13 protein-coding genes are annotated in these 16,114 nt (G+C 62.7%); 2 read left to right on the top strand and 11 right to left on the bottom strand.

The window, feature by feature from the left end; all coding sequences use genetic code 11:
- Nucleotides 1-5 precede the first annotated feature (5 nt).
- From K0F85_RS06095 to queA, 7 genes are all read right to left on the bottom strand, one after another.
- Entirely contained in the window at nucleotides 6-707 is a 702-nt protein-coding gene (locus K0F85_RS06095) for a YafY family protein (RefSeq protein ID WP_219115051.1), read from the bottom strand.
- Nucleotides 704-1,453, bottom strand: coding sequence for a hypothetical protein (locus tag K0F85_RS06090; RefSeq protein ID WP_219115050.1), 750 nt, complete (start codon nucleotides 1,451-1,453; stop codon nucleotides 704-706). The genes K0F85_RS06095 and K0F85_RS06090 overlap by 4 nt, the downstream gene beginning before the upstream one ends.
- A 76-nt stretch (nucleotides 1,454-1,529) precedes the next feature.
- A complete protein-coding gene (gene secF / locus K0F85_RS06085; RefSeq protein ID WP_219115049.1) occupies nucleotides 1,530-2,552 on the bottom strand; it encodes a protein translocase subunit SecF in 1,023 nt (340 codons plus the stop codon).
- Between the two features lie 90 nt (nucleotides 2,553-2,642).
- Nucleotides 2,643-4,508: a protein translocase subunit SecD gene (gene secD / locus K0F85_RS06080; RefSeq protein ID WP_219115048.1), complete on the bottom strand. Its 1,866-nt coding sequence runs from the start codon at nucleotides 4,506-4,508 to the stop codon at nucleotides 2,643-2,645.
- 97 nt (nucleotides 4,509-4,605) lie between these two features.
- Nucleotides 4,606-4,938 carry a preprotein translocase subunit YajC gene (gene yajC, locus K0F85_RS06075; protein ID WP_219115047.1) on the bottom strand — a complete coding sequence of 111 codons (333 nt, stop codon included), beginning with the start codon at nucleotides 4,936-4,938 and terminating at the stop codon, nucleotides 4,606-4,608.
- 196 nt (nucleotides 4,939-5,134) lie between these two features.
- Complete coding sequence (gene tgt / locus K0F85_RS06070; RefSeq protein WP_034745502.1) at nucleotides 5,135-6,274, bottom strand: tRNA guanosine(34) transglycosylase Tgt; 1,140 nt, start codon at nucleotides 6,272-6,274, stop codon at nucleotides 5,135-5,137.
- A 1-nt stretch (nucleotide 6,275) separates the two neighbouring features.
- The gene (queA, locus tag K0F85_RS06065; RefSeq protein WP_219115046.1) at nucleotides 6,276-7,331 is read right to left on the bottom strand and encodes a tRNA preQ1(34) S-adenosylmethionine ribosyltransferase-isomerase QueA; all 1,056 of its coding nucleotides are present in this window, start codon (nucleotides 7,329-7,331) and stop codon (nucleotides 6,276-6,278) included.
- Nucleotides 7,332-7,508: 177 nt separating this feature from the next.
- On the opposite strand from queA, the gene recG reads away from it, so the two are divergent.
- On the top strand, nucleotides 7,509-9,611 hold the full coding sequence (recG, locus tag K0F85_RS06060; RefSeq protein WP_219115045.1) for an ATP-dependent DNA helicase RecG: 2,103 nt from the start codon (nucleotides 7,509-7,511) through the stop codon (nucleotides 9,609-9,611).
- Here the strand turns inward: recG and K0F85_RS06055 are convergent.
- Nucleotides 9,608-12,706, bottom strand: coding sequence for a DEAD/DEAH box helicase (locus K0F85_RS06055; RefSeq protein ID WP_257572614.1), 3,099 nt, complete (start codon nucleotides 12,704-12,706; stop codon nucleotides 9,608-9,610). The two genes, recG and K0F85_RS06055, sit on opposite strands and share 4 nt — an antisense overlap.
- Here K0F85_RS06055 and K0F85_RS28615 point away from each other — a divergent pair.
- A complete protein-coding gene (locus K0F85_RS28615) occupies nucleotides 12,686-13,057 on the top strand; it encodes a hypothetical protein (RefSeq protein ID WP_257572619.1) in 372 nt (123 codons plus the stop codon). The genes K0F85_RS06055 and K0F85_RS28615 overlap by 21 nt on opposite strands.
- A gap of 20 nt (nucleotides 13,058-13,077) precedes the next feature.
- Here K0F85_RS28615 and K0F85_RS06050 read toward each other — a convergent pair whose 3' ends face one another.
- Genes K0F85_RS06050 through K0F85_RS06040 form a run of 3 tightly spaced genes read right to left on the bottom strand, consistent with a single transcriptional unit; the run spans nucleotide 13,078 to nucleotide 16,112 of the window.
- Entirely contained in the window at nucleotides 13,078-14,292 is a 1,215-nt protein-coding gene (locus K0F85_RS06050; protein ID WP_219115043.1) for an MFS transporter, read from the bottom strand.
- A complete protein-coding gene (locus tag K0F85_RS06045) occupies nucleotides 14,289-15,293 on the bottom strand; it encodes a Gfo/Idh/MocA family protein (protein ID WP_219115042.1) in 1,005 nt (334 codons plus the stop codon). Before K0F85_RS06045 ends, K0F85_RS06050 begins: the two co-directional genes overlap by 4 nt.
- 3 nt (nucleotides 15,294-15,296) lie before the next feature.
- Nucleotides 15,297-16,112 carry a DUF3025 domain-containing protein gene (locus K0F85_RS06040; RefSeq protein WP_219115041.1) on the bottom strand — a complete coding sequence of 272 codons (816 nt, stop codon included), beginning with the start codon at nucleotides 16,110-16,112 and terminating at the stop codon, nucleotides 15,297-15,299.
- Between the last annotated feature and the right edge of the window lie 2 nt (nucleotides 16,113-16,114).

Here is a 16,114-nt window from a genome sequence, read left to right as displayed (position 1 = left end):
AAATCTCAGGATTCCGGATCAATATCATGCGCCTTGCGCCAGGTGTCGAGCAAAGCGTAGCGGCGCGTGGGATAGCGCTCTTCATGCCGCTGCACGCTGGCGATGCGGTCGATGCGGAAATGCCGGTAATCGCCGCGCAGTTCGCACCAGGCGGCCAACAGGCGCTTGCCTTCAAAAAAGGCCAGGGCAAACGGCCACACCATGCGCGAGGTGGCGCTGCCGTGCTCATCCTGATATGCGAGCGTGAGTTTCTGTTCGTAGCGGATCGCCTCGCGCACCGGCTGCACATGCAGGTCGGTCGGCTGCGCGCCATCGGCGGGGCGCCCCAGCGGCACCCACAGGCTGGTCTCTGCCATGCTGTCGCGCAGGTCGCGCGGCGAAGCGGCCGCTATCTTCGCCAGGGCATTGCTGGCCGCCTGCGCCAGGCCCGCATCGCCCTGGCGGCGCACCCAGCGCGCGCCCAGCACCAGCGCTTCCAGTTCGTCGGCGCCGAACATCAGCGGCGGCAAAAAAGCGCCGCGGCGCATCACATAGCCGATGCCTGCCTCGCCCTGCAAGGGGGCACCCAGTTCGGCCAGGGTCTGGATATCGCGGTAAATCGTGCGCTCGGATACGCCCAGCTGCTGCGCCAGCTGGGCCGCCGTGACGGGCACGCGCCTGGCGCGCATGGCGTCCATCAGCAGGAACAAACGGCCGCTGCGGCTCATGGGCAGTCCTGCAAGGCCTGATCACCCATCACCAGGGCGGACAGGGCAGGTACGTACAGATAACCGTCCGGCGCCAGGCGCGCCGTGCGCGGCCCCTCTTGCACGCCGGCGATGCCGTAGCAGCGCTGCAAGCGGGCGGCGGCCGGCCACCAGTAGACGGCCGCCTCCTGGTCGGGAAAGCGCTGGCGCACGCCATCGGCCTGCGTCGCCACCTGGCGGAAATCGCGGTAAAAGGCGGGGGCAATGCCCAGCTCGGCCGCAAACGCCGCTTCCAGCCCCGCCGTGCGGGCCAATCGGGTCGCCAGTGCCGCCGTTTCACGGTCCAGGTCCTCGGCCGCCACGCCCGCCTCGCGCAGGCTGCGGCGCATCTGTTCCTGGTCCGCCTGCGCGCGCAGGAAAGCCGATTCCTGCAGCGCCAGTACGGCATCGGCGGGAATGTGCTTGCGCTGCGCGGCCGGGAAGACATACAGGGCACAACTGCCCGTGCACACCGTGTCGATGGCGAGACGCCATTGCCGCTGGCGCAGGTAGCGCCCCAGCTGCATCGCCGCCTGCGGATCACCACCATCGCTATTCACGCGCAACAGCGTGGTGCCGGGCGTGGCCAGCAGGCGCAGCTTGCCCACGTCGCCATCGGCAATCGGGCCGCGCATGGCGATGCTGTCACTGCCGGTGCGGCTGAAATCGGCGGCGCCGGCAAATGCCGTCACGCCCGCCATCACCGCTAGCCATAAAAAATGCTTCATCGTCATCCACCACAAAAAAAAACGACCACCGCAGACGGTGATCGTTCTTCCATTCAAGCTGCAAAAAAAACCGCGCTTACACCACGGCGCCGTCGGTTTCGTCTTTTTCCTTGACCGGCTTGATCAAGTCTTCGCGCTTGACGCCCAGCCACATGGCGATCGAGGCCGCGACGAATACGGACGAGTAAATACCGAAGCAGATACCGATGGTCAGCGCCAGTGCGAAGTGGTGCAGGGTCTGGCCACCGAAGACCAGCATCGACAGCACCATCATCTGGGTCGAACCGTGGGTGATGATGGTACGCGAAATGGTGCTGGTGATCGCGCTGTCGATCACTTCATGCACGCTGGACTTGCGCTGCTTGCGGAAGTTTTCGCGGATACGGTCAAAAATCACCACCGATTCATTGACCGAATAGCCGAGCACCGCCAGGATGGCCGCCAGTACCGTCAGCGAGAATTCCCACTCGAAGAAAGCGAAGAAGCCCAGGATGATCACCACGTCGTGCAAGTTGGCGATAATGGCCGAGACGGCGTATTTCCATTCGAAGCGGATGGCCAGGTAGATCATCACGCCGATAATCACCACCACCAGCGCGTTCAAGCCGTTCTGCGCCAGTTCCTCGCCCACTTGCGGGCCGACGAATTCGACTTTCTGCAACACCACTGCCTCGCTGCCAGCGGCGTCCATGCACGCGCTCTTGAGCACATGCTCGCCCTTTTCAGTGACGGTATCGATGGCCTTGGTCGTACCTTGTTCGGCCTTGCACAGAGATTCAAACACACGCAGCGAGGTGTTCGCGGCGCTGACGCCTTTTTCCACCGGCAGGCGGATCATCACGTCACGCGCCGTGTCGAAGCTGGTCACGCCCGGCTCTTCATAGCCCATGGCGATCAGGGTGCCGCGTATGCCTTCGAGGTTGGCCGCCTTGGGGTATTTCACCTCCATCACGGTGCCACCCTTGAATTCCACGGACAGGTGCAAGCCCTTGTGCACCAGGAAGAAGACGGCGGCAAGGAAGGTCACCGCCGAAATGACGTTGAAAATCAACGCATGGCGCATGAAGGGAATATCTTTTTTGATCCGGAAAAATTCCATGAAATCCTCTGAGTTCTATTCTGTGCGTCCGCCGGCTGTGCCGCCGGACGCTATCGCTGTTGACGCTATTGGGTGAGTCGGGGCCGCGGCTTATTTGCTGGTGCCCGGCACCCACACCGTGCCGATCGACAAGGTCGTCAGCTTTTTCTTGCGGCCATACCAGAGGTTGACCACGCCGCGCGAGACGAAGACGGACGAGAACATCGAGGTCAGGATACCCAGGCAATGCACGACAGCGAAGCCGCGCACCGGGCCGCTACCGAAGGCCAGCAGTGCCAGGCCGACGATCAGGGTGGTCACGTTCGAATCGAGAATCGTGGCCCAGGCGCGGTCGAAGCCGGCAGCGATCGCCGCTTGCGGCGTATTGCCGGCGCGCAGCTCTTCGCGGATACGTTCATTGATCAGCACGTTGGCGTCAATCGCCATGCCCAGCGCCAGCGCAATAGCGGCGATACCGGGCAGTGTGAGAGTCACCTGTATCATCGACAACAAGCCGATCAACAACAGCAGGTTGGTGGCCAGGGCCAGCACGCTGAAGGCGCCGAACAGCATGTAGTAGGCGATCATGAAGATGGCGATGGCGATGAAGCCGTACAAGGTCGAGTGGAAACCCTTGGCGATGTTTTCCGCGCCCAGCTGCGGTCCGATCGTGCGTTCTTCGATGACGGTCATCGGTGCGGACAGGGCGCCCGAGCGCAGCAGCAGCGCCAGTTCATTCGCGTTTTCCGCGCCGCCCATGCCGGTGATCTGGAAGCGCGAACCGAGTTCCTGCTGGATGGTCGCGACCGACAGCACTTCCGGCTTGCCCTTTTCAAACAGCACGATGGCCATGCGCTTGCCTACGCGTTCGCGCGTCGCTTCGCGCATCTTGCGTCCGCCGTCGCCGTTCAGGTCGATCGACACTGCCGCTTGCTGGTTCTGGTCGAAGCTGGCCGTCGCGCTGGAGATATAGTCGCCCGTCAGGATCACGTCTTTCGCCAGCACGACAGGGACGCCCTTGCCAACGGTAAACAATTCCGAGTTGAACGGAATGGCGCTCGACAGTTCCGTGCCAGGCACGATGCTTTCATCGACCAGGCGCACTTCCAGCGTGGCCGTGCGGCCGATGATGGCTTTCGCGCGGGCCACGTCCTGCACGCCAGGCAGTTGCACCACGATGCGGTCAGGACCTTGCTGCTGGATCAGCGGCTCGGCCACACCCAGCTCGTTGACGCGCTTGGACAGGGTGGAAATATTCTGTTTCACGCCTTCATCGATGGTCGCCTTCAGTGCGGCCGGTTTCAGGGTGATGTTCAGTTTCAAATCGCTGCCTTCGCCCGCATCGGCGAACGCCAGTTCCGTCATCTGGTCGGACAACACATTCTTTGCCTTCAGGCGCGTTTCCGCGTCACGGAAGTTGATCTGCACGCTGTCGCCCACGCGCTCGATGCCGGCGTGGCGGATATTCTTGTCGCGCAAGACGCTACGCGAGGCGGACTGGACGCCCTGGACTTTCTTGTTCAGTACGGCTTTCGCATCGACCTGCATCAGGAAGTGCACGCCGCCGCGCAAGTCCAGGCCCAGGAACATCGGCAAGGCATGCAGTTTTTGCATCCACATCGGTGTATTGGCTTGCAGATTGACCGTCACGATGTAAGCAGGGTCGCTGGCATCCGTATTCAAGTCCTTTTCCAGCACCAGTTTCGCCTTGAACTGGGTGTCGGGATCGGCGAAACGCACGCGTACGGAGGCCAGATTGCCGGCGCCATCCATGGTGACACCTTCCGACTTGACGTTCTCTTTCGTCAATATTTGCTCGACTTGCGTCATCAGCTCGCCCGTCACTTTGACGGTCGACTTGCCGCTGGTTACTTGCAGCGCCGGTGACTCACCGAAATAATTGGGCGCCGTATAGAGTGCGCCCAGCAATAAGGCGACGACGATGATGATGTATTTCCAGGCAGGATAGCGATTCATAGTGATTCAGCGTTCAGTGTTGAGCGTCGGAGGCGTCGCGAGGGGCGGCCGATAGCCGCCCCGGGTCTATCATTGCCGCAGCAATGACGGCGAGGAATTACAGTGCCTTCAGGGTGCCTTTAGGCAGCAAGGTGGTAATGGAGCTCTTTTGCACGGTGATTTCGGTGCTGGCCGCCACTTCGATGGTGACGTAAGCGTCCACTACCTTGACAACACGGCCCAGCATGCCACCGGCGGTGACGACTTCGTCACCCTTGGCCAGCGCGTCCATCATCGCCCGTTGTTCTTTGGCGCGTTTTTGCTGTGGGCGGATCATCAGGAAATACATGACCACGAACATCAATACCAGCGGCAGGAAGCTGGTCAGGTTGCCGCCGAGGCCCAGGGCTTCGGTTGGGGCTTGCGCATAAGCGTTGGAAATGAAAAACACGGTGACTCCAGTTCTAATCAGTTTGAAAAAACAGCGCTGTATTCTAGCATTGACAAAAGGCCATCCCCTCAATTGCAGGCATGGCAGATTCAAATGGGGCTAAAAAAGCATTATGCAATGCTTTATCGCCCCAGTCCAAGCACCAATCTCGAAAACCTCAGCTCAGGGCCTCGCGGCCCATGAACCTAAGCACTTCTTAAGTTCCGCGTGCGCGTTCCGCATGGAATTGCAGCGTAAACGCGTGGAAACGGTCTTCGTCCAGCGCCTCGCGCATCTGGCGCATCAGATCCAGGTAGTAATGCAGGTTATGGATGGTATTGAGGCGCGCGCCGAGGATTTCCTTGGAGCGGTGCAAATGGTGCAGGTAGGCGCGCGAGAAATTGCGGCAGGCGTAGCAGCTGCAGGTCTCGTCGAGCGGGGCCTGGTCTTCCTTGTACTTGGCGTTCTTGATCTTGATGTCGCCAAAACGGGTGAACAGCCAGCCATTGCGGGCATTGCGCGTCGGCATGACGCAGTCGAACATATCGATGCCGTTCGACACGCCGGCCACCAGGTCTTCCGGCGTGCCCACGCCCATCAGGTAATGCGGCTTGTTGGCAGGCAGGCGCGGGCCCACGTGGGCCAGCATGCGCATCATGTCTTCCTTCGGTTCGCCAACGGACAGGCCGCCGATGGCGATACCGGGGAAATCGATCTCTTCCAGCTTGGCCAGGGACTCGTCGCGCAGCATCTCGAACATGCCGCCTTGCACGATGCCGAACAGCGCATTCGGGTTTTCACCGCGGTGGAACTCGTCCTTCGAACGCTGCGCCCAGCGCAAGGACATGCGCATCGACTTGGCCGCTTCTTCGATGGTGGCCGGGCGGCCCTGGATCTCGTACGGCGTGCACTCGTCGAACTGCATGACGATGTCGGAATTCAAGACGCGCTGCACTTGCATCGACACTTCCGGCGAGAGGAACAGTTTATCGCCGTTGATCGGCGAATTGAAATGCACGCCCTCTTCCGTGATCTTGCGCATGGCACCCAGCGAAAACACCTGGAAGCCGCCCGAATCGGTCAGGATAGGCTTGTTCCAGCCCATGAAGCCATGCAAGCCGCCGAATTTTTCCATGACGGTGTTACCAGGGCGCAACCACAGGTGAAACGTATTGCCCAAAATGATCTGCGCGTCGATCTCATTAAGTTCCAGCGGCGACATGGCTTTCACGGAGCCGTAAGTACCCACTGGCATGAAGATCGGCGTCTGTACGACGCCATGGTTGAGTTTCAGGGTGCCGCGGCGTGCCTTGGTCAGGCCGCTCGTGTCGGTCTTGAGTAAAGTAAATTCCAGCATGTCAGTCTTTCACGGGAGTATCAAGGTTCAGCGGAGCGCGCGATTGCGTGGTCAGCAGCATCGCGTCGCCATAACTGAAGAAACGGTAGTTCTGCGCGATCGCATGCGCGTAGGCGCTGCGGATCGGCGCATAGCCGGCAAAGGCCGACACCAGCATCAGCAGGGTCGACTTCGGCAAATGGAAGTTGGTGATCAGGCGCGTCACCGTCTTGAAGGCATAGCCGGGCGTGATGAACAGGGCCGTATCGGCGCTGCCCGCCACCAGCTGGCCGCTTTGCGAGGCCGATTCCAGCGCGCGCAAGCTGGTCGTGCCGACGGCGACCACATCGCGCCCGGCACGCTGCGCGGCGCGCACGGCGTCGACGGTATCCTGCGCCATGGTGTACCACTCGGTATGCATCTTGTGCTCGGCCAGCACTTCCGTGCGCACGGGCTGGAAGGTGCCCGCACCCACGTGCAGGGTGACATAGGCAAAGTTGACGCCCTTCGCTTTCAGCTGGTCGAGCAGGGCCTGATCGAAATGCAGGCCGGCCGTTGGCGCAGCGACAGCGCCCGGCACCTTGTTGAACACGGTCTGGTAGCGCGTCTCGTCAAATTCGTCCGCATCGTGCTCGATGTAAGGCGGCAGGGGCAAACGGCCATGCGCCTCGATCAGTTCGAACACGTCGGCCTCGAAGTGCAGCGTAAAGAACTCGCCGGCGCGCTGGCCCACCGTCACATCGAAGGCGTCGGCCAGGCGGATGCGGCAACCGGGCGGCGGCGACTTCGAGGCGCGCACCTGGGCCAGCACGGTTCGCTCATCGAGCACGCGCTCGACCAGCGCCTCGATCTTGCCGCCGCTTTCCTTGACACCGAAGAAGCGCGCTTTCAGCACGCGCGTATCGTTCATCACCAGCAGGTCGCCCGCTTGCAACAGCCCGACGATGTCAGCGAACTGGCGGTCGACCAGGGCGTCGCCGTCCAGATGCAACAGGCGCGAGGCGCTGCGCTCGGCCAACGGAGTTTGCGCAATGTTTTCTTGCGGCAAATTAAAATCGAAATCGGAAAGCGAATACATGCGTTTTGCTTCAAAAGTACGTCAAAAATGATTAGGAGTGCGCAATGGAACATCTGGCACTATACTGTGCGCCTATACAGGCATTACAATAATCCGCCGCAACAACTACGACTGCGGTACGCACAGGGTGTGCCGGACAACCCTCTATTTTACGCTAGCGGCACAAAAATCTCCCATATGCCCGATCCAAAGCCCGATCTACCTCCCGCAGCCAAGCCGGCCGCGAAGCCGAAAGCCGCAAAAAAGGTGGTCAGCACGGAAAGCCGGCTGGCCAAACTGGGCTTGCGCAGCGATATGGACCTGGTGCTGCACCTGCCGATGCGCTACGAGGATGAAACCAAGGTCTACACCATACGCGACGCCTGCCTGCGCGGCGGCGAGTCGTGGCAAGTCGAGGGTGTCGTCACCAAGTGCGAAGTCAATTTCAAGCCGCGCAAGCAATTGCTGGTGACGATCGCCGACGAAACGGGCAATTTACTGCTGCGCTTCATGAATTTCTACGGCAGCCAGGTCAAGCAGCTGGCCGAAGGCACGCGGGTACGCGCGCGCGCCGAACTCAAACACGGCTTTTTCGGCGCCGAGATGGTCCACCCGACGTATAAAGTCGTCAACGAGGGCGCGCCGCTGCCCACGGCGCTGACGCCCGTGTATCCGTCCGGCGAAGGCCTGTCGCAGCACGTCCTGCGGCGCGAGATCGCCGACGCCATGCGCCGCATCGACTGGCAGGATACCTTGCCCGACCAGTTGCTGCGCGAGATGCAGCTGTCGCCCTTCCAGGCTGCCGTGCGCCTGCTGCACTATCCGCCGCAGGACATCGATGAAAGCGCGCTGATGGACCGCTCGCACCCGGCCTGGGTGCGCATGAAGTTCGATGAACTGCTGGCGCAACAACTGTCGCTGAAACGCGCCCAGCGCGCGCGCCGCTCGAAAGGCGCTGCCTCCCTGCCCATCGTCGGCACCCTGTCGGTATCCTTCGGCGCCGCCCTGCCCTTCAAGCTGACGGACGCGCAGGCGCGCGTGCTCGAGGAAATCCGCGCCGATTTGCGCCAGCCCTACCCGATGCAGCGTCTGCTGCAAGGCGACGTCGGCAGCGGCAAGACGGTAGTGGCGGCGCTGTCCGCCACCCAGGCCATCGACAGCGGCTACCAGGCCGCGCTGATGGCGCCCACGGAGATTCTGGCCGAGCAGCACTTTCGCAAGATCGCCGCCTGGATGGAGCCGCTGGGCGTGAAGGTGGCGTGGCTGACGGGCAGCCTGAAGAAAAAAGAAAAAACGGCGGCGCTGGCCCTGATCGAATCGGGCGAAGCGCAGCTGGTGATCGGCACGCATGCGCTGATCCAGGACAACGTGCTGTTTGCGAAACTGGGCCTGGTCATCGTCGACGAGCAGCACCGTTTCGGCGTGGGTCAGCGCCTGACCTTGCGCAACAAGGGCGACAGCGCGGCCGTGCCGCACCAGTTGATGATGTCGGCCACGCCGATCCCGCGCACCCTGGCCATGACATATTACGCCGACCTGGAAGTATCCGTGATCGACGAGCTGCCGCCCGGACGCAGCCCCATCGTCACGCGCGCCATCGACCAGAACCGGCGCGACGAAGTCATCGCCCGCGTGTATGCGGCCGCGCTGGAAGGGCGGCAGGTGTACTGGGTCTGCCCCCTGATCGAGGAATCGGAAGCGCTGCAGCTGCAAACAGCCACCGACACCTACATGATGCTGGCCGAAGCCTTGCCCGCGCTGCAGGTGGGCCTCGTGCATGGCCGATTGAAACCGGCGGAAAAGCAGGAAGTGATGGATGCCTTCATCGCCGGGCATATCCACGTGCTGGTGGCCACCACCGTCATCGAGGTGGGCGTCGACGTGCCGAACGCCTCGCTGATGGTGATCGAGCATGCCGAACGTTTTGGTTTGTCGCAGCTGCACCAGCTGCGTGGCCGCGTGGGCCGCGGCTCGGCGGCCAGCGTCTGCCTGCTGCTGTACCAGGGCCCGCTGGGCGGCGTGGCGCGCCAGCGTTTGATGACCATGCGCGAAACGACGGACGGCTTCGAAATCGCCCGCCGCGACCTGGAAATCCGTGGCCCCGGCGAATTTCTCGGTGCGCGCCAGTCCGGCCAGGCCATGCTGCGCTTCGCCGACCTGGAAACGGATCAATGGCTGGTCGACCAGGCGCGCGACGTGGCACACGATCTGCTGCACGCCACCACGACGGCAGCGGCAGCCACAGTGGAAGCGCACCTGGCGCGCTGGCTGGGTGGGAAAGAAGAGTTTCTGAAAGTCTAAGCGCTTTTCAAGGGCGCGAAAATCTCCTGCAAGTCGTCTTGCGTGATCGCCAGCGTTTGCGCCGGACCTTGGGCCAGGACGGCATCGGCCAGTTCGGCCTTGCGGCGCTGCATTTCCTGGATTTTTTCTTCCAGCGTGCCTTTGGCGATCAATTTGTAGACAAATACCGGCTTGTCCTGGCCGATGCGCCAGGCGCGATCGGTGGCCTGATTTTCCACTGCGGGATTCCACCATGGATCGTAGTGGATAACGGTATCGGCCGCAGTCAGGTTCAAGCCGACACCGCCGGCCTTCAGACTGATCAAAAACAAGGGCACGCTGCCTTGCTGGAAGGTGTCGACCTGCGCGCTGCGGTCCCTGGTCTCGCCCGTCAGCAAGGCGTAATTGATGCCGCGCTCGCGCAACTGCTCTTCGATCAGCGCCAGCATACTGGTAAATTGCGAGAACACCAGTACTTTGCGCCCTTCGGCCAGCAACGCTTCCAGCATCTCCATCAATTCCATCAACTTGGCCGACGGCGCCGTACCTTTCTTGCCGGCGCCCGCCAGCAGGCGTGGGTCGCAACAGACCTGGCGCAGCTTGAGCAAGGCGTCCAGAATCACGATCTGGCTACGCGCCAGGCCCTTGGCGGCGATCGCCGCGCGCACTTTTTCCGCCATCGCAAGGCGCACCGTTTCGTACAGATCGCGCTGCGCGCCGGCCAGTTCGACTTCGCGCACCATTTCTGTCTTGGCCGGCAACTCCTTGGCCACCTTGTCCTTGGTACGGCGCAGCAAAAATGGTTTGATGCGGCGCACCAGGAAAGCGTTGCGCGCGCCATCGCCAAGCTTTTCTATCGGTTTGCGAAACTCGGTGTTGAAGGTTTTTTGATCTCCCAGCAAGCCTGGCATCAGGAAGTGAAACTGCGCCCACAACTCGCCCAGGTGATTTTGCAGCGGCGTGCCGGTCAGGCACAAACGGTGCGTAGCCGCTAGCAGCGCTGCCGTCTGTGCGGCCTTCGAGTTGCTATTCTTGATGTATTGCGATTCGTCCAGGATCAGCAAATGAAAATGCTGACGACGCAAGGCTTCCTCGTCGCGCGGCAGCAGCGCATACGTGGTCAGCACCAGGTCGTATAGCCCCATCTGCTCAAAATGCTGTGCGCGTTGCGGCCCGTGCAACAGCAGCACCCGCAGGGCAGGCGCGAAGCGCGCCGCCTCTGCCTGCCAATTGCCCATCAGGCTAGTCGGCGCCACCACCAGCGCCGGCGACGTCAGCCGGCCGGCCTCCTTTTCCAGCAAGATGTGGGACAGCGTCTGGATGGTCTTTCCCAAGCCCATGTCATCGGCCAGGATGCCGGCGAAACGATATTCGCGCAGGAACTGCATCCATGCCAGCCCCTCGCTCTGGTAGGCACGCAAGTGCGCTTGCAGGCCAGCCGGTGCGGCAACCGGCGCAATGCCGTCAAAAGCGCGCAATCTGGCGCCCGACTGACGCAGCCGTTCGCCGCCTGTCCAACGCAACTGCGCGCTCGCTTCCAGTTCGGCCAGGCGCGCGGCATCGAGCACCGGCAAGCGCAGGCCGGCGCCGACGTGCTCCTTGAAATACAGCTCGCCCAAGGTATGCAAGATGGGCTTGATACGGCTCCACGGCAGGGCCACCTGCATGCCCCCGGGCAAGCTGGCGATCAGGTGTTCGGCATCATCGCGCAGCGCCAGCGCTTCGGGATCGAAGTGATCGGGCGCTTCGCGTATCCATTGCAGCAGCACGGGCAACAAGGCGATGCGCTGCCCATGGACGACGATGCCCAGTTCCAGCTCGAACCAGGCGTTGCCGCCCTCGCCGTCTTCCTCCACCTCGGCATACCAGTCGTCGATCAAGGCCAGATCGTAGCGGTAGCCGGGACCGTACTCGATCAGCCAGCCCTGCTGACGCAAGGCAGGCACGCCATGCGCGGCAAAATCGAGCCAGGCGGCCTGACCCGGCAGTTGCAGTATGCCTGCCACCGAATGCAGTGCCGTTATGCCGGCATCGGGAGCGACAAAACCGCGCGCTTGCAGGCTGCGCATGGCTGCCCTTTCTGCTTGCATATCGCGCTCGATCGTCTCATTGCCGCTGACGGTATGCCGCTGCAGCTTTTGCGCGGCATCGGTCGAAGCGCGCAGGCCGTCATAATCGAACGCCAGCAGGGCGAAGTCGTGCGGCGGCGCGGCCACTGTATCGCTGTCGATGCTGGCCAACAGAAGGAAAGGACGCGGCGCGATATCGCGCCGGACAATATTGCGCAGCGCGGGCGGCGGCGCAACAATTCGGTCCAGTCCTTGCGACAGCATTTCACGCGCCAGTGCGGCGCGCTGTTTGCCGGCGACGCGCGGCGCGCTGGCCACCAGCAAATTCAAATCGTTCGGCGCCAGGGCCGCCAGGCCTTCAGGCAAATTCAGCGGCCCGATTTCTCCAGCCTGGACAAACCACGCCGGCTCCGTCGCCAACACATATTCCAGCGGCACGCCGTCGTCCGACTCCCAGCGCAGCATGACGCTGTCGTCCTCGCGCGCGGCCCAAGCCAAGCGCGCCTGGCGCGCGCCGGCAGCCCGCATCGGGGTCAGCAGACCAGCCTTCAATTCATCGCGTGTGGCGGCGCGGAACAGCCGCTGCCCTTGCAGCAAATCCTGCAACAGCTCGGCGCCGATGGCACCTCGCACACCGGCAACAGCAGTGGAAAACTCGGAGCCTCCGCGCAGCAGAAAAAACAGATGCGCCGAATAGCGATCGGCTGCGCTCATATAGGCCGGAGGATAATGACGAATATCGTAGAGATTGGCCAGCACCGACACAGAAGCTATGGTGCCGCCGACGCGCAGCCGCGCGCGACACAGGAACAGATCCAGGCTGTCAGAAGGATTTGGCATCAGCACATACACCAGGCGATACATGGCCTTGGCCGTAGCGCCGGCACGTTTGACCACGGGCTTGGGCGCAACGGCCTGCGCCAGGCCGCGCAACCAGGAAAGCAGCGGCGGCGTCAACCCATCCTCAGGCACGGCCACGGGCTGCGGCGGGATCAGTTCCAGATAACTTAGCAAGAGCGCCGCCACATGCTTGCAGTTGTAATCCATGGGACAACTGCAAGCGCCGTCGAATCTCACGCCGCGCGGGCCTGGCTTGACCCGCACCGTCTGCCGATAGCTTTGCCTGCCGCTCCCGCTAACCTTGCCTTTGATCTCATCGCCATCGGCAGTGACAGCCAGCACCTTGCCGCGCCGCGCATAATCGTGGCCACGACTCAAGGTGACCGCATCAAAAAAGGCGGCAATATCCTTAGCATTAAAAACAATAGTCAAACCGTTCATCCCAAATCGGACCTACATGCACATCCAGAAGCGGTTCGCCAGGTCGAGCATGAAGTCGGGGCGCAAATACGCCATGAAAACAAGGGCCAGCAACGCGGCGCCAGCCAGGCGCCATAGCCATGTGCGCCAGCTGGCCATTACGCGGCCACCGCCGCACGCCTGACGGCGCGTTCATCGATGGGCAGGTTGATCAGCGCGGCCAGCAAGCCCAGGCCGATGGTGATCATCCACACGACGTGGTAACTGCCCTGCTGCTCATACAGGTAGCCGCCCAGCCACGCGCCCAGGAAGCTGCCCACCTGGTGCGAGAAGAACACCATCCCGGCCAGCATCGACAGGTGCTTCACGCCGAAGATGCCGGCGATGATGCCGTTCGTCAGCGGCACCGTCGACAGCCATAGCAAGCCCATGCCGGCGGCGAACAGGTACACCGACCACGCCGACAATGGCGCCAGCAGGAATAGCGCAATGATCACCGCGCGCGTCACATAGATAGCCGACAGCAGGTAGCGCTTGGCTATTTTGCCACCGAGTTTGCCCGCATAGTAGGAACCGACGATGTTGAACAGGCCGATCAGCGCCAGCGCCGTGACGGCGATATTCGGATTCATCAATCCCTGGTCCTTCAGGTAGGCCGGCAAATGCACGCCGATGAAGACCAGCTGGAAACCGCAGACAAAATAGCCTGCCAGCAGCAGCCAGAACGAGCGGTGGCCGATAGCTTCGCCGAAGGCATCACCGATGCTTTGCTGCGGACCGCTGGCGTGCGTGACGGGCGGCTCGCGCAGGTAGAAGGCCATCGGGATCATCGCCAGCAGCACCAGCGCGGCCAGCACGTAAAAGGCGTTTTGCCAGCCCACGGCAGAAATCAGTTGCTGCTCCACGGGCATCATCAGGAACTGGCCGAAGGAGCCGGCCGCCGACGAGATGCCGAAGGCCCATGAGCGCTGCTCGGGCGGTGCGCTACGGCCGATGATGCCGCTGATGGCGCCAAAGGCCGTGCAGGCCAGCGCCAGGCCGATGAAGATACCCGAGCCGACGATGAACAGGGTGGGTAGCGTCACCAACGCCATCCACACCAGGCCCGCCATGTAGCTTATGGCGCCGACAATGACGACGCGCATGGTGCCGAAACGGTCGGCCGCCATGCCGGCGAACGGGCCGAAGACGCCCCACATCAGGTTTTGCATGGCTAGCGCCAGCGAATACGTTTCACGCGTCCAGCCATTCGCTTGCGAAATCGGCTGCATCCAGAAGCCCAGGCCGTGGCGCACGCCCATCGCCAGGGTCAGGACGACGCCGCTGGCGATGAGGACAGTTTTCAGGCTGGGGCGGGAAGACTGCAATGTCATGGGGTTCCTGATTTCGCCTGGTCGGCTGTGTAGACGAGACCGATCTGGCCACGCATGGTGTCAAGGTTGTGCATCAGCGCCACGCTGTCCGCATGCGCCATGACGGGGCTTTCCAGCAGGCCGGCGCGGATGCAGCGCATCGCTTCGATCGCCTCGTGCGCGTAGCCATTGCCCAGGTGCGGCACGGCGACGACGCGGCGTTCGCCATTCATCGCTTCGACGATCAGTTGATCGGGCTTGTAAAAACGGTTGGGCAGACGTATGCGGCCCAGGCTACCGGAAATGGTCATTTCTGTCGGCGTTTGCGCGCGCAGGCTGCAGGCGCAGGACGAGGTACCGCCTCCCGCATGCAGCAGGGAGAACACGACCTGCTCATCGACGCCGGTGGCGCCCATTTCAGCCAGCGCCTGCACCTGCGCTACCGGACCGAGGAAAAAGGCCGCCATCGAGAGCGGATAAATACCCACGTCGAGCAATGCGCCGCCACCGAGTTCGGGATTGAACATGCGATGCTCGGGCGGGAAATTGGCGACAAAGCCGATATCGGCCTGCACCTGCCGCAACACGCCAATTTCGCCGCTGGCGATGATGCGCTGCGCTTCCTGCACGGCGGGCAGGAAGCGGCTCCACATGGCTTCCATCAGGAACAGATTTTTCTCGCGCGCCAGGTCGACCACGGCCTGCGCTTCGCGCGCGTTCATGGTGAACGGTTTTTCGCACACGACATGTTTGCCGGCGGCCAGGCACAGCAGGGCGTTTTCCGCATGCAAGGTATGCGGCGTGGCGATGTAGATCACGTCTACACTGGGGTCCATGGCCAGCGCCTGGTAGGAACCGTGGCAACGCTCGATGCCGAATTCGGCGCCGAAGGCTTGCGCGCCAGCGCTGCTGCGCGAGGCGACCGCCACCAGTTGCGCCCCGGGCGCATCGCGCAAGCCATCGGCCATCGCACGGGCAATCTTGCCGGTGCCGAGGATGCCCCAGCGGATGGAATTTTCCATGCTCTACTCTCTTTCTGCGCCAGTTGCCTTGCGCTTCGGGCGGAACACCGCCGCGTCATTGTAAAAATCGTCGTCCTGGCCTTCGCACCAGCCGGGCAAACCGAGCACGGGCAGCGGCGTGAAGTCGGCTGTCGTCAAGCCATCGTTGGCGAGGTCTTGCGCCACCCGCTCGTCGAGCCAGGCGCGGCGTGCCGCCTCATCGAGTGCAAAGTAGGCGTCGCCGGCGAAGATCACGCGCGTGTGCGCCGTGATGGCCTTGCGCGGCGCCACCAGTTTTTCCATCAGCGCATGGCCGAACAGCCAGACTTCAGCGTCGCCACCGGCAGCAAACTTCTCGCGCTGCGTGATAAACGCGTTGCGCCAGTCATGCCCGCGCAGCGCCGCTTCCAGCGCGCGCCCGGCCTCGCTGTCGCGCAGCACCAGCAAGGCGGAATTTTCGTCAAAGATCGTCGCGCCATCGCGCGCGGGACCACGCGATTTGCCGACGCCGGACAGGGCAATCTGCGCCGACTGCAGCGCATTCAATTGCCGCTTGATGCGGGGGAAAGTCAGCCACACGAGCGCGTTGAAAAAATCGTGCAGATTATCGCGCGTGGGCACGCCGCCCGTCGCGCCGATGAACTCTTCGTACGCGACGCCTTCGGGCAGGTCGGCTTGCGGCACGAAGGCCAGCGGCAGGCCGGACGGATTGCGCAAGTCCAGCGCCCGCGCCCGCCCGTTCAGCGCCTGGACCACCGTGTCGCGCTGCAGGTCCAGCTGCCGTCGCGCCGGCAGCACCGTGGCAAACCAGGGGCGGGTCCAGTCTATCGATGGCAGCATGG

Source organism: Janthinobacterium sp. UMAB-56, from assembly GCF_900095265.1.
GTDB lineage: Bacteria > Pseudomonadota > Gammaproteobacteria > Burkholderiales > Burkholderiaceae_D > Janthinobacterium.
This window is presented reverse-complemented; position numbering and strand designations above follow the sequence as displayed.

Excerpts from the sequence above, each read along its gene's own strand:
- secF (WP_219115049.1), bottom strand. The coding sequence starts at position 2,552 with ATGGAATTTTTCCGGATCAAAAAAGATATTCCCTTCATGCGCCATGCG.
- tgt (WP_034745502.1), bottom strand. The coding sequence starts at position 6,274 with ATGCTGGAATTTACTTTACTCAAGACCGACACGAGCGGCCTGACCAAG.
- K0F85_RS06090 (WP_219115050.1), bottom strand. The coding sequence starts at position 1,453 with ATGAAGCATTTTTTATGGCTAGCGGTGATGGCGGGCGTGACGGCATTT.
- queA (WP_219115046.1), bottom strand. The coding sequence starts at position 7,331 with ATGTATTCGCTTTCCGATTTCGATTTTAATTTGCCGCAAGAAAACATT.
- K0F85_RS06040 (WP_219115041.1), bottom strand. The coding sequence starts at position 16,112 with ATGCTGCCATCGATAGACTGGACCCGCCCCTGGTTTGCCACGGTGCTG.
- K0F85_RS06095 (WP_219115051.1), bottom strand. The coding sequence starts at position 707 with ATGAGCCGCAGCGGCCGTTTGTTCCTGCTGATGGACGCCATGCGCGCC.
- K0F85_RS06050 (WP_219115043.1), bottom strand. The coding sequence starts at position 14,292 with ATGACATTGCAGTCTTCCCGCCCCAGCCTGAAAACTGTCCTCATCGCC.
- K0F85_RS06055 (WP_257572614.1), bottom strand. The coding sequence starts at position 12,706 with ATGGATTACAACTGCAAGCATGTGGCGGCGCTCTTGCTAAGTTATCTG.
- K0F85_RS28615 (WP_257572619.1), top strand. The coding sequence starts at position 12,686 with ATGCTTGCAGTTGTAATCCATGGGACAACTGCAAGCGCCGTCGAATCT.
- secD (WP_219115048.1), bottom strand. The coding sequence starts at position 4,508 with ATGAATCGCTATCCTGCCTGGAAATACATCATCATCGTCGTCGCCTTA.
- recG (WP_219115045.1), top strand. The coding sequence starts at position 7,509 with ATGCCCGATCCAAAGCCCGATCTACCTCCCGCAGCCAAGCCGGCCGCG.
- K0F85_RS06045 (WP_219115042.1), bottom strand. The coding sequence starts at position 15,293 with ATGGAAAATTCCATCCGCTGGGGCATCCTCGGCACCGGCAAGATTGCC.